Annotated in this window: 16 protein-coding genes; 8 read left to right on the plus strand and 8 right to left on the minus strand. The window is 72.2% G+C overall.

Annotated elements, in window-relative coordinates:
- Window positions 1-2: 2 nt before the first annotated feature.
- The 4 genes from FHP06_RS06210 to FHP06_RS06225 all read right to left on the minus strand — a co-directional run bounded on the left by FHP06_RS06210 (window position 3) and on the right by FHP06_RS06225 (window position 2,620).
- Entirely contained in the window at window positions 3-908 is a 906-nt protein-coding gene (locus FHP06_RS06210; protein ID WP_147684816.1) for a hypothetical protein, read from the minus strand.
- Between the two features lie 64 nt (window positions 909-972).
- Window positions 973-1,290 carry a DUF1416 domain-containing protein gene (locus tag FHP06_RS06215; protein WP_147684818.1) on the minus strand — a complete coding sequence of 106 codons (318 nt, stop codon included), beginning with the start codon at window positions 1,288-1,290 and terminating at the stop codon, window positions 973-975.
- Between the two features lie 3 nt (window positions 1,291-1,293).
- Window positions 1,294-2,142, minus strand: a complete 849-nt coding sequence (locus tag FHP06_RS06220) for a sulfurtransferase (RefSeq protein WP_147684821.1) — start codon at window positions 2,140-2,142, stop codon at window positions 1,294-1,296.
- Window positions 2,143-2,182: 40 nt separating this feature from the next.
- Complete coding sequence (locus FHP06_RS06225; RefSeq protein WP_147684823.1) at window positions 2,183-2,620, minus strand: DUF4395 domain-containing protein; 438 nt, start codon at window positions 2,618-2,620, stop codon at window positions 2,183-2,185.
- Between the two features lie 235 nt (window positions 2,621-2,855).
- On the opposite strand from FHP06_RS06225, the gene FHP06_RS06230 reads away from it, so the two are divergent.
- A complete protein-coding gene (locus FHP06_RS06230; RefSeq protein ID WP_147684825.1) occupies window positions 2,856-3,614 on the plus strand; it encodes a 3'(2'),5'-bisphosphate nucleotidase CysQ in 759 nt (252 codons plus the stop codon).
- Here FHP06_RS06230 and FHP06_RS06235 read toward each other — a convergent pair.
- The 3 genes from FHP06_RS06235 to FHP06_RS06245 are packed head-to-tail and all read right to left on the minus strand — an operon-like array spanning window position 3,598 to window position 5,161.
- Window positions 3,598-3,996 (minus strand): TlpA family protein disulfide reductase, encoded by a 399-nt coding sequence (locus FHP06_RS06235; RefSeq protein WP_147684827.1) that lies wholly within the window; start codon window positions 3,994-3,996, stop codon window positions 3,598-3,600. The two genes, FHP06_RS06230 and FHP06_RS06235, sit on opposite strands and share 17 nt — an antisense overlap.
- A 57-nt stretch (window positions 3,997-4,053) precedes the next feature.
- On the minus strand, window positions 4,054-4,863 hold the full coding sequence (locus tag FHP06_RS06240; RefSeq protein WP_147684828.1) for a hypothetical protein: 810 nt from the start codon (window positions 4,861-4,863) through the stop codon (window positions 4,054-4,056).
- A gap of 40 nt (window positions 4,864-4,903) precedes the next feature.
- Entirely contained in the window at window positions 4,904-5,161 is a 258-nt protein-coding gene (locus tag FHP06_RS06245) for a MoaD/ThiS family protein (protein WP_147684830.1), read from the minus strand.
- A gap of 51 nt (window positions 5,162-5,212) precedes the next feature.
- On the opposite strand from FHP06_RS06245, the gene FHP06_RS06250 reads away from it, so the two are divergent.
- Genes FHP06_RS06250 through mshD form a run of 3 tightly spaced genes read left to right on the plus strand, consistent with a single transcriptional unit; the run spans window position 5,213 to window position 8,165 of the window.
- The gene (locus FHP06_RS06250; protein WP_147684832.1) at window positions 5,213-5,929 is read left to right on the plus strand and encodes a winged helix-turn-helix transcriptional regulator; all 717 of its coding nucleotides are present in this window, start codon (window positions 5,213-5,215) and stop codon (window positions 5,927-5,929) included.
- Entirely contained in the window at window positions 5,926-7,344 is a 1,419-nt protein-coding gene (locus tag FHP06_RS06255) for a carboxyl transferase domain-containing protein (RefSeq protein WP_147684834.1), read from the plus strand. The genes FHP06_RS06250 and FHP06_RS06255 overlap by 4 nt, the downstream gene beginning before the upstream one ends.
- Complete coding sequence (gene mshD / locus FHP06_RS06260; RefSeq protein ID WP_147684836.1) at window positions 7,341-8,165, plus strand: mycothiol synthase; 825 nt, start codon at window positions 7,341-7,343, stop codon at window positions 8,163-8,165. Before FHP06_RS06255 ends, mshD begins: the two co-directional genes overlap by 4 nt.
- Window positions 8,166-8,341: 176 nt before the next feature.
- Here mshD and FHP06_RS06265 read toward each other — a convergent pair whose 3' ends face one another.
- The gene (locus FHP06_RS06265; RefSeq protein ID WP_187271808.1) at window positions 8,342-9,376 is read right to left on the minus strand and encodes a hypothetical protein; all 1,035 of its coding nucleotides are present in this window, start codon (window positions 9,374-9,376) and stop codon (window positions 8,342-8,344) included.
- A gap of 18 nt (window positions 9,377-9,394) precedes the next feature.
- Here FHP06_RS06265 and FHP06_RS06270 point away from each other — a divergent pair, with 18 nt between their 5' ends.
- The 4 genes from FHP06_RS06270 to pstA all read left to right on the plus strand — a co-directional run bounded on the left by FHP06_RS06270 (window position 9,395) and on the right by pstA (window position 13,280).
- On the plus strand, window positions 9,395-10,270 hold the full coding sequence (locus FHP06_RS06270) for an NUDIX hydrolase (RefSeq protein WP_147684840.1): 876 nt from the start codon (window positions 9,395-9,397) through the stop codon (window positions 10,268-10,270).
- Window positions 10,271-10,364: 94 nt separating this feature from the next.
- Complete coding sequence (pstS, locus tag FHP06_RS06275) at window positions 10,365-11,459, plus strand: phosphate ABC transporter substrate-binding protein PstS (RefSeq protein WP_147684842.1); 1,095 nt, start codon at window positions 10,365-10,367, stop codon at window positions 11,457-11,459.
- A gap of 4 nt (window positions 11,460-11,463) precedes the next feature.
- Entirely contained in the window at window positions 11,464-12,402 is a 939-nt protein-coding gene (gene pstC / locus FHP06_RS06280) for a phosphate ABC transporter permease subunit PstC (RefSeq protein WP_147684844.1), read from the plus strand.
- Window positions 12,399-13,280, plus strand: a complete 882-nt coding sequence (gene pstA, locus FHP06_RS06285) for a phosphate ABC transporter permease PstA (protein ID WP_147684846.1) — start codon at window positions 12,399-12,401, stop codon at window positions 13,278-13,280. Before pstC ends, pstA begins: the two co-directional genes overlap by 4 nt.
- Window position 13,281 lies beyond the last annotated feature (1 nt).

Here is a 13,281-nt window from a genome sequence, read left to right on the forward strand (position 1 = left end):
CTCTACTTCTTCTTGGACGGCGCCCAGGTCTGACCCTGGTCCTCGCTCATCAGGGCTCCGGCAGTGCCGCCGGCGACGACGCGGTCGCCCACGACCGCGAGCGCGGGGATCGCGAACTCCTTGATCACGCAGCCGGCGGGGCGCCAGGTGGCGCCGCCGTCGGTGGTGACCTGGACGCGGGACGAGCAGGACTTCTCCCGGGTGGTGGCGTAGCCGGTGGTGGGGCTGCCGAAGGCGACGGACGTGACGTCGCCGAGCTGACCGACCGCCGCCCAGCTGCGGCCGCCGTCGACGGTGCGGCGCACAGCGCCGTTCTCGCAGACCACGACCGCGGTGCTGTTGTCGACCGGGGCGAGCAGCGCCGACTTCTTGCACCCGTTGTCGGTGGGGCCCTTCGGCGAGACCGAGACGCCGGTCTTCGGGTCCATGTACCAGGCGTTCGGCCGGCCGGACTTCTTCTTCCAGGTGGACCCGCCGTCGGTGGACGTGTAGGCGCGCACGACGCACTTGCGGTCGGCTGCGAACACCGTGAGCTTGCGCGGCGACGCCGCCGAGGCGCGCACGATCGAGGGGACCGTGGGCGACGTGGCGTCGATGCCGCGGCCGGTGTCGATCTGCGGGATGCGGACGGTCTGGAACGAGCGCCCGAAGTTGGTGGAGATCTCCAGCTTGGGGCCGCCCGGCTGGGTGCAGCTGCCGTACCGGAGCCGCAGGAGCATGCCCTTCCGGCCGGACTCGAAGGCCAGCAGGCCCGTGGGCGGGCTCTCGGCCGAGTCGAGGACGTTGCCGTCCTTGGTGGCGGGGTTGGCCGCCGGCTCCTCGTCCCGCTGCAGCAGCAGCACCGCCACGGCTCCCGCCACGATCAGCAGGAACGCCGCGACGACGGCGGCTTGCAGACGTTCGTTCACCGGGACCTTCCGCTCAGGGGCGCGGCCATCGTATCGACCGCTCCCCCGAGCGTCAGATCATCAGTCAGGCTGCCGCGCCGACGGGGGCGAGGTCGATGACGACCTCGGCCACCGAGCCGATCGCCGCGACGACGCCACGGTCGACCGACTCCGAGCGCGGCGCGAGGGTGCGCAGCGTCCAGTCGCCAGGGCCGGCGAAGAACCGAAACTGCCCGGTGGCCGACGTCGGCACCTCGGCGGTGAACTCGCCGTTGCGGTCGAGCAGGCGCACGTAGGCGTTGCCGACGGGCTCGTCACCGCGGGTGACGACACCCTGGATGACGGCCTGGTTCTTGACGTCGACACCTTCGAGCGACGGACCGCCCTTGATGGCTCCGCACATGGCTCAGGCCTCTCCCGGCTCGTCGCCGAGCGCGACCGGCACGCCACGCAGGCTGCCGTACTCGCTCCACGAGCCGTCATAGTTCTTCACGTTGGGATGTCCGAGAATCTCGTGCAGCACGAACCAGGTGTGCGAGCTGCGCTCACCGATCCGGCAGTAGGCGATGGAGTCCTTCGCGTCGTCGTAGCCGACCTCCGCGTACAGGTCGCGGAGCTCGTCGTCGCTCTTGAAGGTTCCGTCGTCGTTGGCGGCCTTGCTCCACGGCACGTTGCCGGCCGTGGGGATGTGACCGCCGATCTGGGCAGCCTCCTGCGGGAGGTGCGCCGGGGCCAGGAGGCGGCCGGCGTACTCGTCAGGGCTGCGGACGTCGATCAGGTTCTTCACGCCGATGGCCTCGATGACCTCGTCGCGGAAGGCGCGGATGTCGTTGTTCGGCTCCTTGGCCGTGTACGACGTGGACTCGCGCTGCGTGACCTCGTCGGTGAGCTCACGGCTGTCGAGCTCCCACTTCTTGCGGCCGCCGTCGAGCAGGCGGACGTCGTCGTGGCCGTAGTAGGTCAGGAACCAGTAGGCGTAGGCGGCGAACCAGTTGTTGTTGCCGCCGTACAGGACGATCGTGTCGTCGTTGGCGACGCCGTGGGACCCGAGCAGGGACTCGAGGCCCTCCTTGCTGACGAAGTCGTGGCGGACGCCGTCCTTGAGGTCCTGGTTCCAGCTGAGCTTGATGGCACCGCGGATGTGGCCCTTGTCGTAGGCCTCGGTGTCCTCGTCGACCTCGATCAGGACGACCTTCGGGTCATCGAGGTGCTCCTCGACCCAGTCTGCAGTGACGAGCGCGGACTCGCGGCTCATACGTTCTCCTCTATGTCTCGGGTTGGGTGATGGTGGTCGGTCACGCCCGGACCGGCTGAAGCCGGCGCCAGGCGAGGTACATCTCGCAGCCGAGGCACAGGCCCACGGCGGCGTTGAGCAGGGCGGCGACGAACGCGAACGCCGCGGCGGTGTAGCCCACCGCCGGGGTGCCGAGCGCGAAGCCGATCAGGGCGGTCGCCGCGAACGCCAGCCCCACCACTTGCGCGAAGCGGGGCGGGCGGGCGTCCTCGAGCTCGGCCGGCGCGCCGAGGCGCGGACGGACGAGCGTGGCGAACGTGATGGCGTACGGCGAGCGCTGCAGGCTCACGAACGCGGCGATCGCGAAGACGGCGGTCTGGAAGGTCAGCAGCGCGAGCGACACCGGGCGGGGCGTGACGAGCACGAGGGCCAGAACCACCGCGGTGATGCCTGCGGCGAACCGCAGACCACGGGGATCCACCTGAGTGGGACGTGACATGGAGATGCTCCTGCGCTGGACCGTCGGGACCGACGGGTTCGGACGAGTGCGGACGTGGGTCAGCGCATGCGACACAGCGCAGAACGCGTGCGGCAGTTGTCCACTGCCAGGCGTCGCGTCAGGTGCGTCGTCTCGAACATGGATCCAGAGTAGAGGGACGAACCGCGGCATCACGCGATCTGTCTCGTTTCGTGAGACAGTCGCTCATATCGTGAGATGCGTCTAGGGTGATCCCGTGCCGAACACGCCTGCCGACGCTCCCCTCGACGACCACTCCTTCGCCGCTTGGGCGGCCGCCCGTGCCGGCGAACGGCTCCTCGAAGTCCGGGCGGAGGGACTCCAGGGCCGCGAGCTCAAGGACGCCGGCGACCGGGCCGCGCAGGACCTGCTGGCCGCGCTGCTGGCCGAGCACCGGTCCGGCGACGCGGTCCTGAGCGAGGAGGCCGAGGACGACACCGCGCGGCTCGACGCGCGCCGGGTGTGGATCATCGACCCGCTCGACGGCACCCGCGAGTTCTCCGAGCCCCCGCGCGAGGACTGGGCCGTGCACGTCGCGCTGTGGGAGGGCGGTGAGCTGACCGCCGGCGCCGTCGCGCAGCCCGCGCTCGGCGAGGTGGCCGGCACAGCCGACGTCGCCCCGGCGCCGGAGCGCGCTCCCGGGCCGCCGCGGCTGGCCGTGAGCCGGTCGCGCCCGCCCGCGATCACCGACGACCTCGTCGCCGCCCTCGGCGCCGAGCTGGTGCCGATGGGGTCGGCCGGCATCAAGGTGCTGGCGGTCGTGCGCGGGGTCGTCGACGCCTACGTGCACGCGGGCGGTCAGTACGAGTGGGACTCGGCCGCGCCGGTGGCCGTGGCGCGTGCGGCCGGTCTGCACACCAGCCGCATCGACGGCTCGCCGCTGATCTACAACCAGCCGAACCCGCTGCTCCCGGACCTGATCGTCTGCCGGCCGGAGCTCACTGAGCAGATCCTGGCGGTCACGACAAGGCCGTGAGCACTTGGTCGCGCGTGGGCAGGCCCGAGGCGCGCCGGACGACGGCGCCGCGCGCGTCGAGGATCATCACCGTGGGCGTCCGGACGACGTCGAGCCGCCGGACCAGGTCGAGGTGCGACTCCGCGTCGACCTCCACGTGGGCCACGCCGTCGAGGCCGCCGGCGACGTCCGCGAGCAGGACGCGGGTGGCGCGGCAGGGTGCGCAGAAGGCGCTGGAGAACTGCAGCAGGGTGGCCCGCTCCCCCAGGGACTGACCGATGTCGTCGGGGGTGAGGAGCTCGTCCGACGGCCTGTCGCGGAACCGGCCGTTCACGCGTCGCAGCACGAGCGCGACGACACCCGCCACCACCAGGGCGGCGACGAGGAAGACGGGACCGGTCATGCGTCCAGGATATGTCGGGCGGGGGTGCCGGGCCGTGGGCGGCAGACAGGCGCCGCTCTAGAAGCTGGCGGTGACCAGCTGCCCGCCGAGATACGCGATCGGTCCGGCGAGCGCGATGGCCATCGCCGCCGGGAAGCCCCAGCCGGCGGACGTGACGTGCGAGCGGCCCTGCGCCCAGGCCCGGCCGAGCACCTGGCCGAGGACGCCGAACAGGGCGATGCCTGCACCGACCGCGACCCCGAAGAACCAGGTGGGCAGGCCGTCCACCACGAGGGCCGCGACGGCTCCCGCACCGGACCCGACGGTGACGGCCAGGGCCGCGCTCACGTAGCGGTCGATCGGCAGCGGCCACACGAGCAGGGCGGCCCCGAGCGCCACGCAGGAGATGGTCACGACGTCCTGGCCCGCCGCCGCGCGAGCCGCGCCCACCCAGGACGAGACGAGGGCGGCGAACATCGCCAGCGACGTCGCGTAGCCCGTGGAGACGACGAGCTCGCGTCGCCCGTCCTTGCGCAGCATCTGCGAGAGGAGCGCGACGAACAGGCCGGCGGCGACGCCCGGGAGGACTCCGGCGAGCACGCCGTTGGTGACGAGTCCTTCGTTGCCGGCCCGGCTGCCGTCGGCGCCGAGGAGCACCGAGGGCCGCACCGCGACGACCGTCGAGACGACGCCGGCCGTGAGTGCGACGGCGAACCGCGGCGTCGGCACGGCCCGGCCTCGGGAGTCCGCCGGCGCCGGCGCGGAGGCGAGCATCACCTGCACGACCACGACGACCGCGGCCACCAGGAGCATCACTCCGGTGTGCGCCGCGAGGGCCAGGATGCCCGCGAGGACGACGGAGAGCGCCGAGGCACCGATGCGGGACACCCCCGCATCCTGCCATCAGCACGGGTGCGGCTTGCCCACGTCAGCCGCCCGCGAACGGCGGCAGCAGCTCGACGACGTCGCCGTCGGCGAGCGTGACGTCGGCCGGCTCCCGGGCACCGACGGGGACCTCGGAGACGAGGATCGAGCAGATGTCGAGGACGTCGGAGAAGCGGTCGCTGTCGGCATGCCGGGACCGGATCTCCGTGAGCAGGTCGGCCAGCGTCGCCGCCTCGACCTGCTCGTCGGCGACTCCGGCGGCTGCCCGAATGGCGGCCCAGTAGCGCACGGTCACCGTCATGTCCCGTATTCTGGGTCACGCCCCGCGGCCCAGGACACCCGGAGGTTCCCTGTGTCCCATCTCTTGCTCCTCACCCGGAGCACGCAGTCGTCGGTCGAAGTGCTGCCCGCGCTCGCGTTGCTGCCGCACCACGTGAAGATCCTTCCGGCGGAGGCCAGCGCGCTGATCGACGCCCCGCAGGCGGACGCCGTGCTCGTCGACGGACGGCACGACCTCGCGCAGGTCCGCAGCCTCACGCGGGTCATCCGGACCACCGGCATCGAGTGCCCGCTCATCCTGATCCTCACCGAGGGCGGCCTGGCCGTCGCCGCGTCCGACTGGGGCATGGACGACGTCATCCTGACCACCGCCGGCCCGGCCGAGCTCGAGGCCCGGCTGCGACTCGGCATCGGCCGCGTGGCCGCCGCGCTCGAGGGTGATGACGAGAGCCACGTGATCTCCTCCAGCGGCCTGGTCGTGGACGAGTCCACCTACACCGCGAAGCTGGAGAACCGCACGCTCGACCTCACGTTCAAGGAGTTCGAGCTGGTCAAGTTCCTCGCGCAGCACCCGGGCCGGGTCTTCACCCGCCAGCAGCTGCTGCAGGAGGTCTGGGGCTACGACTACTTCGGCGGCACGCGCACCGTCGACGTCCACGTGCGTCGGCTGCGGGCCAAGCTCGGCGCCGAGCACGAGACGCTCATCGGCACGGTGCGCAACGTCGGCTACCGGTTCGTCGCCGCCACCGAGTCGCACGACGAGGCCGACGCCGAGCGCGCTGACGCGTGAGCCGCCCCTCCGTCCACGAGCTGCTCGACGCGGTCCTCGACCCCGACTCGTTCACGTCGTGGGACGAGCCCATCGACGTCAGCCACCACCCCGACGAGTACCGCGCGGCGCTGGAGGCGGCGGCCGAGCGGGCCGGCACTGACGAGTCGATCATCACCGGCCGCGGCGCGGTGCGCGGGCGGCCGGTCGCGGTGGTGGCGAACGAGTTCGGGTTCCTCGCCGGGTCCATCGGCACTGCGGCCGCCGACCGGATCGTCGCCGCCGTCCGGCGCGCGACGGCCGAGGGCATCCCGGTGCTGGCGACGACGGCGTCGGGCGGCACCCGCATGCAGGAGGGCACGGCGGCTTTCGTGCGGATGGTCGACATCTCCCGCGCGCTGATGGACCACCGCGCCGCTGGCCTGCCGTACCTCGTGCACCTGCGGCACCCCACCACCGGCGGAGTGTTCGCGTCGTGGGGGTCGCTCGGGCACATCACCGTCGCGGAGCCGGGAGCGCTGATAGGGTTCCTCGGGCCCAAGGTGTACGAGCTGTTGGAGAACCGGCCGTTCCCCGAGGGCGTGCAGACCAGCGAGAACCTCGAGCGCCGCGGCATCATCGACGCCGTCGTGCTGACCGACGAGCTGCCGTCGATGGTGGACCGGGCGCTCGGCCTGCTGGTCGACCCGCCGACCCCGTCCACCCGGGAGCGGCGCAACGGCGACATCGCGCGTCGGCACACGGCCTGGGAGTCGATCGAGATCACCCGGTCCGCCGAGCGCGCGGGTGTCCGCGAGCTGCTCCGGCACGGCAGCGACTCCACCGTCCGGCTGCAGGGCACCGACGAGGGCGAGCGCGACTCCGCCATGCTCGTCGCCCTCGCCCGGCTCGACGGCGTGCCGTGCGTCGTCGTCGGCCAGGACCGCACCACCCAGACCCCGGCCACCCCGATGGGCCCGGCCGCGCTGCGCGAGGCCCGCCGCGGGATGCGGCTGGCCAACGAGCTCGGACTGCCGCTCGTCTCGGTCGTCGACACCCCTGGTGCGGAGCTCTCCCCCGCGGCCGAGGAGGGCGCCGTCGCGGGCGAGATCGCCCGGTGCATCGGCTCGATGGCCACCATGTCCGTGCCCACGGTGTCCGTGCTGCTCGGGCAGGGCTGCGGCGGCGGGGCTCTGGCGCTGCTCCCGGCCGACGTCGTGGTGGCCGCCGAGAACGCCTGGCTGTCGCCGCTGCCCCCGGAGGGTGCGAGCGCGATCGTCCACGGCGATGTCGAGCACGCGGCAGAGATGGCCGAGCAGCAGCGCGTCGGCGCGATCGACCTGCACGAGAACGGCACCGTGCACCACCTGGTGCCCGAGCCGGAGGGCGACACGTCGGAGGCCTTCGCCGCGGCGGTCGCGGCCGAGATCGGGGCGCGACTGAGGGCGTTGTCATGACGCTCCTCTCGATCGCCGACCGGGCTCGAGCCGTCGACGGCGTCGACCCGCTGAACGAGGCGAGCCGGCTCGCGATCGACGCCGGCAGCGCCGGGCGCGTGCACGTCGCGGTCAAGGACGCGGGCCATGTGGTGGCCGCGGCCTACGCCGACGGCACGGCCCCGGTCGAGGTGGTGGTCGACCCGGACCATCGCCGGCAGGGACACGGCGGGGCGCTGGTGCGGCGGCTCGTCGAGTCCGGTGAGACGCAGTTCTGGGCGCACGGCGACCTGCCGGCGGCCCAGGCGCTCGCTGCGTCGGCGGGTCTGAGCGCGGTGCGCACGCTGCTGGTGTTGCGACTGGAGCTCGACGACTCACCGACTCCCGAGGTGGTGCCAGACGGCATCACCCTGCGGACGTTCGAGCCGGACGACGTCGACGCTGTCGTTCGCGTCAACGGCCGCGCCTTCGCGTCGCACCCCGAGCAGGGAGCGATGGACCGCGCCGACTTCGAGCGCCGGGCCGCGTCCGACTGGTTCGACCCGGCCGGTCTCTTCATCGCCGTGCGAGACGGTGAGGTCGTCGGGTTCCACTGGACCAAGGTGGAGGACGGGATCGGCGAGGTCTACGTCGTCGGCGTCGACCCGAGCGAGCAGGGCAGCGGCCTCGGCACCGCCCTCACCGCCCGCGGCGTCCGGCACCTGTACGACCAGGGCCTCCGCGTCGTCGACCTCTACGTGGAGGGCGACAACGACCCGGCCCTCGCCGTCTACCGCCGCCTCGGCTTCACCGAGCACGCCCGCGACGTCCTCTACGCCGACGAGAGAGTTCCGGCCCCCTGACGAGAGAGTTCCGGCCCCCTGACGAGAGAGTTCCGGCCCCCTGACGAGAGAGTTCCGGCGGTGGGATCCTCTCGTCACCGGGCCTGAATCCTCTCCTCAGCGGGCCGGGATCCTCTCCTCACCGGGCCGGGATCCTCTCGTCAGCGGGCCGGAATTCTCTCGTCAGCGGGGGGACCTCAGCAGGAGGCGAAGAGGACGGGACCGACGCCGGTCATGAAGACGTCCGTGTCGGGGTCGTGGTCGAAGGCCATCCGCACCGTGCTGTCCTCGACGCGCACGTCCGCGTCCCGGAGGGTCTCCGAGATCCGCCCCTGGCGTCCGATGAAGGGGCCGGACGCCAGCTCCTCGCGCACCGACGCCTGGTCCGACGCCGTGGCCGGCGACCCGAACGTCATCACGAACACCACGCGCTGGGCACCGAAGCCCGACCCACCCTCGTCGCGCAGGGCCCGGCCGCTGAAGACGTACGGACGCAGCGAACCCGCCCGCTGCACGGCCGTCCGCGCCTGCTGCTCGGCGTCCGGGTCGTTCGCCACGGCGGAGTCCTTGCAGCCGTCGCGGCCGGACTGCAGGAGCACGGTGTCGTGGCCGGCGAGCGCCTGGGCCGTGTCCCTCGCGGCGCGGACGCCGGCGAGCGAGCCGGTGTCGCCGTCGATCACCTTCAGCACCTTGTGCGCCGGGGCCGGCGCGCTGGTCAGCACCACCAGACGTTTCCGGGGCACCAGTGCGACGACCGCCTCGAGATCGGTCAGCCCCTTGCCCACGAGCTCGTCCTCGGGGACCGTCCACAGCCGGCCGTCCTGCGTGTAGCCGCTCGACCTGAGCTTCGTGCGGACGTCGGCGAAGGACACGGACCGGCTCAGCCGGACGGTCGCGTGGTCGGCCTGGTTCGTCTGGGCGTAGACCTCCCAGTCGACGTCGGACAGGGACCAGCCCAGCACGTCGTCGAGCACGTCGGCCTGCTCCGCGATGACCGACCGGGTAGCGAGGTCGCGCGGCGTGGCCTCGTCGACGCCCACGCCCGTGCGGATCGACGCCCAGTCGGTGAACCCGACGGTCCGGACGTCGACGGGCAGGGTGTCGAGCGCGGCGGTGAGGTCCGGGCGCGCGTCCGCGTCGACCACGCGCGCGGAGGACCAGCCGAGGCCGAGTGCCGCGGCGATGACGACGACGGCGGCCACACCGGAGACTCTCGGTCGCGGGAGGTGCACCAGGGAACAATACGACCCATGGCACGGGAACGGCTGACGACAGCCGCCGGCGGCGTGGTCTGGCGGCCGCGCCCCGACCACGAGTCGCGCGTCGAGGTCCTGCTCGTGCACCGCTCCGGCTACGAGGATTGGACGTTCCCGAAGGGCAAGCCGGACGAGGACGAGGACCTCGCCGTCACGGCCGTTCGCGAGATCGCCGAGGAGACCGGGCTGCGCGTCCGGCTCGGCCACCCGCTCCCCGACGTCACGTACGCGATCTCGTCCGGCCCGAAGCGGGTCAGCTACTGGTGCGCACGCACGGTCGGGACCCCGGCCGCGTTCGAGGCGAACGACGAGGTCGACGAGGTGCGCTGGGTCGAGCCCAGCGACGCCCGCGGCCTGCTCACGTACCAGCACGACGTCGAGCTGCTCGAGGCCTTCCGCACCCTCCGCGACGCGAAGGGGCACACGACCCGCACGCTCGTGGTGCTGCGGCACGCGCAGGCGGAGGCGCCCGGGCCGCGCGCCGACCTGGAACGACCCCTGACGGTGCACGGCGCGGCCCGGGCCGACGAGCTCGTCGCCCTGCTCGGCGCCTATGGCGTCGGCCGTGTCGTCAGCAGTCCGGCGGCGCGCTGCGTCCAGACCGTGGATCCCTACACCACAGCGATGGGAGAGGTCCTCGAGATCGACGACCGGTTGGCGGAGGGGACACGGCCGTCGGAGGTCCAGCGGTGCGTCGCTTCCCTGCTCGAGCAGGAGGAGCCCGCCGTGCTGTGCACCCACCTGCCGACCATGCCGTGGGTGTTCGAGGCGCTGGGTCTGGAGACCCCCGCGCTGTCGCCCGGGGAAGGCGTCGTGGTGCACCACCGGAACGGCGCCGTGATGGCGGCCGAGCCCCTCGGGCGCGCCTGACGTCCAGCCCCTGACCTGCACGTTCCGCCATCGTTCACCCGGCGTTCACCGTGGGCCCGGCCGCGGTACACCCACGCTCCCTAGCGTCCGAGCCATGAAGACAACGAAGCTGCGCATGACCGCCCCTGCGGTCGCCGCGCTCACCCTGGTCCTCGGCCTCAGCGCCTGCGGCGCCGCCAACGAGGACCCCTCCGACGGATCCGCCTCCGGTGGCCTCTCCGGCACCCTGAACGCCGGCGGGTCCAGCGCCCAGGAGTCGGCGGTCGCCGCCTGGAAGAAGGCGTTCCAGACCACCAACCCCGAGACCACCGTGAACTACGACCCCGTGGGGTCCGGCGGTGGCCGCGAGCAGTTCCTCTCCGGCGGGCTCGACCTGGCCGGCTCCGACGCGTACCTCGACGACGAGGAGCTCGCGAAGGCCAAGGACCGCTGCTCCGGTGACGTCGTCGAGGTGCCGACCTACGTCAGCCCGATCGCCGTCGTGTTCAACCTGCCCGGCGTCGACGAGCTGAACCTGTCGCCCAAGACGATCGGCGGCATCTTCCAGGGCACCATCACGACCTGGGACGACGACGCCATCAAGGCCGACAACCCGGACGCGACGCTGCCGAGCTCGAAGATCACGCCGGTGCACCGCTCCGACGACTCGGGCACGACGAAGAATTTCACCGACTACCTCGACCAGGCGTCCGACGGCGCGTGGAAGGGCGGCGTCGTGGAGACGTGGCCGATCAAGGGCGGCGAGGGCGCCGAGGGCACCTCGGGCGTCATCTCCGCGGTCAAGGGCGGCAAGGGCACGATCGGCTACGCCGACGAGAGCCAGGCCGGCGACCTCGGGACCGCGGCCGTGAAGGTGGGCGACTCGTTCACCAAGGTCAGCCCGGAGGCGGCGTCGAAGGTGCTCGACGCGTCGACGCCGGTCGCCGGTCGCGCCGCGACGGACATCGCCATCGAGGTCGACCGCAAGGTCACCGAGGCAGGCGTGTACCCGATCGTCCTGGTCTCGTACCAGATCGCCTGCCAGACCTACGACGACCAGGCCAAGGCCGAGCTCGTCAAGTCCTGGCTGACGTACGTGACCAGCACCGACGGCCAGGCTGCCGCCGCCAAGGACGCCGGCTCCGCGCCGCTGTCCAGCGCGGTCGGCGAGAAGGTCGCCGCGGTCGTCGAGACGATCAAGGCCTCCTGACCCAGTGACAGTCGTCGAAGTCTCGCGACACCCGGTCCGCCGCCTCGGCGACCGGGTGTTCGCGGGGGCGTCCACCGGAGCGGCCATCACCATCCTGGCGACGCTCGCGGGCGTCGCGATCTTCCTCACCGTGGAGGGTGTGCCCGGCATCCTCGCCTCGCCCGACGAGGTGAAGAGCGGCGAGTCGTTCCTTCCCTACGTCGGACCCCTGGTCTTCGGCACTCTGCTGGCCGCGGCCATCGCCCTGGTGATCGCGGTGCCCGTGTCGATCGGCGTCGCCCTCTTCATCTCGCACTACGCGCCGCGCCGGCTGGCCGCGGTCATGGGCTACCTGATCGACCTGCTCGCCGCGGTGCCCAGCGTCGTCTACGGCCTGTGGGGCATCGGCTTCCTGGCCGGAAAGCTCGTGGCGCCCTACGGCTGGCTCGAGGAACACCTCGGCTTCCTGCCGTTCTTCGCCGGCCCCGCGTCCGCGACCGGCCGCACCATCCTGACCGTCGGCATCGTGCTCGCGGTGATGATCCTGCCGATCATGACGGCGATCTGCCGCGAGGTCTTCCTGCAGACGCCGCGCCTGCACGAGGAGGCCGCCCTGGCCCTCGGCGCGACGCGCTGGGAGATGGCGCGCCTCGCCGTGTTCCCGCACGCCCGCTCCGGCATCATCTCCGGCGCGATGCTCGGCCTCGGCCGCGCGCTCGGCGAGACCATGGCCGTCGCGATGGTGCTGTCGGCCTCCGGCGTCGTCTCCTGGAACCTCATCTCCAGCACGAACCCGAGCACCATCGCGGCCAACATCGCCCTGTCCTTCAAGGAAGCGAGCGGGCTGACCGTCAACGCGCTGGTCGCCAGCGGCCTGGTGCTGTTCGTGATCACGTTCGTCGTGAACGTCGCCGCCCGGCTGGTCGTGGACCGCCGCAAGGACTTCTCCGGAGCCGACGCATGAGCATCCTGCACACCCCGATGTGGCGGCGCCGTGCCGTCGACCGGCTGGCGACGGTCCTGGTGACCGGCGCGTTCGTCCTCGCGCTCTTCCCGTTGTTCAGCATCCTCTGGACGGTCGTCTCCAAGGGCGCCCCGGCGCTGAGCCCGGAGTTCTTCACGTACTCGATGCGCAACGTCGTCGGCGAGGGCGGGGGCATCTACCACGCGCTCGTCGGCACGCTGCTCGTCACGGCCGCGGCCACGGTCATCTCCGTGCCGATCGGCCTGCTGACCGCGATCTTCCTCGTCGAGTACGGCGAGGGTCGCCGGCTCGCCCGCTGGATCCGCTTCCTGGTCGACGTGATGACGGGCATCCCGTCGATCGTCGCGGGCCTGTTCGCCTACGCGCTGTTCGTCGTGTTCTTCGGCGAGGGCGTCCGGATGGGCTTCGGCGGTGCCGTCGCATTGTCGGTGCTGATGATCCCGGTGGTGGTCCGGTCCTGCGAGGAGATGCTCAAGCTCGTGCCGAACGAGCTGCGCGAGGCCGCCTACGCGCTCGGCGTCCCGAAGTGGCGCACGGTGCTCAAGGTGGTGCTGCCGACGTCGATCGCCGGCATCGTCACCGGCATCACCCTCGCCATCGCCCGCGTCATCGGCGAGACGGCGCCGCTGCTCGTCATCGCCGGGCTGTCCGACTCGGTGAACTTCGACCTGTTCCACGACCGCATGGCGACGCTCCCGGTGTTCGCCTACTCCGCGGTGAGCTCCCCGGGCGTCCCGCCCGGCCCGAGCATCGACCGCGCCTGGGGCGCGGCGCTGGTGCTGCTGCTGATCGTCATGCTGCTCAACCTCGTCGCCCGCCTCGTCTCACATCTGTTCTCGCCGAAGAGCGAGAGGTAAG

Origin of the sequence: Aeromicrobium terrae (genome assembly GCF_008039565.1) — a bacterium.
GTDB classification, from domain to species: Bacteria; Actinomycetota; Actinomycetes; order Propionibacteriales; family Nocardioidaceae; genus Aeromicrobium; species Aeromicrobium terrae.

Coding starts and splice junctions, on each gene's coding strand:
- FHP06_RS06215 (WP_147684818.1), bottom strand. CDS start 1,290: ATGTGCGGAGCCATCAAGGGCGGTCCGTCGCTCGAAGGTGTCGACGTC.
- FHP06_RS06235 (WP_147684827.1), bottom strand. CDS start 3,996: ATGACCGGTCCCGTCTTCCTCGTCGCCGCCCTGGTGGTGGCGGGTGTC.
- FHP06_RS06225 (WP_147684823.1), bottom strand. CDS start 2,620: ATGTCACGTCCCACTCAGGTGGATCCCCGTGGTCTGCGGTTCGCCGCA.
- pstA (WP_147684846.1), top strand. CDS start 12,399: ATGAGCATCCTGCACACCCCGATGTGGCGGCGCCGTGCCGTCGACCGG.
- FHP06_RS06270 (WP_147684840.1), top strand. CDS start 9,395: ATGGCACGGGAACGGCTGACGACAGCCGCCGGCGGCGTGGTCTGGCGG.
- mshD (WP_147684836.1), top strand. CDS start 7,341: ATGACGCTCCTCTCGATCGCCGACCGGGCTCGAGCCGTCGACGGCGTC.
- FHP06_RS06220 (WP_147684821.1), bottom strand. CDS start 2,142: ATGAGCCGCGAGTCCGCGCTCGTCACTGCAGACTGGGTCGAGGAGCAC.
- pstS (WP_147684842.1), top strand. CDS start 10,365: ATGAAGACAACGAAGCTGCGCATGACCGCCCCTGCGGTCGCCGCGCTC.
- FHP06_RS06245 (WP_147684830.1), bottom strand. CDS start 5,161: ATGACGGTGACCGTGCGCTACTGGGCCGCCATTCGGGCAGCCGCCGGA.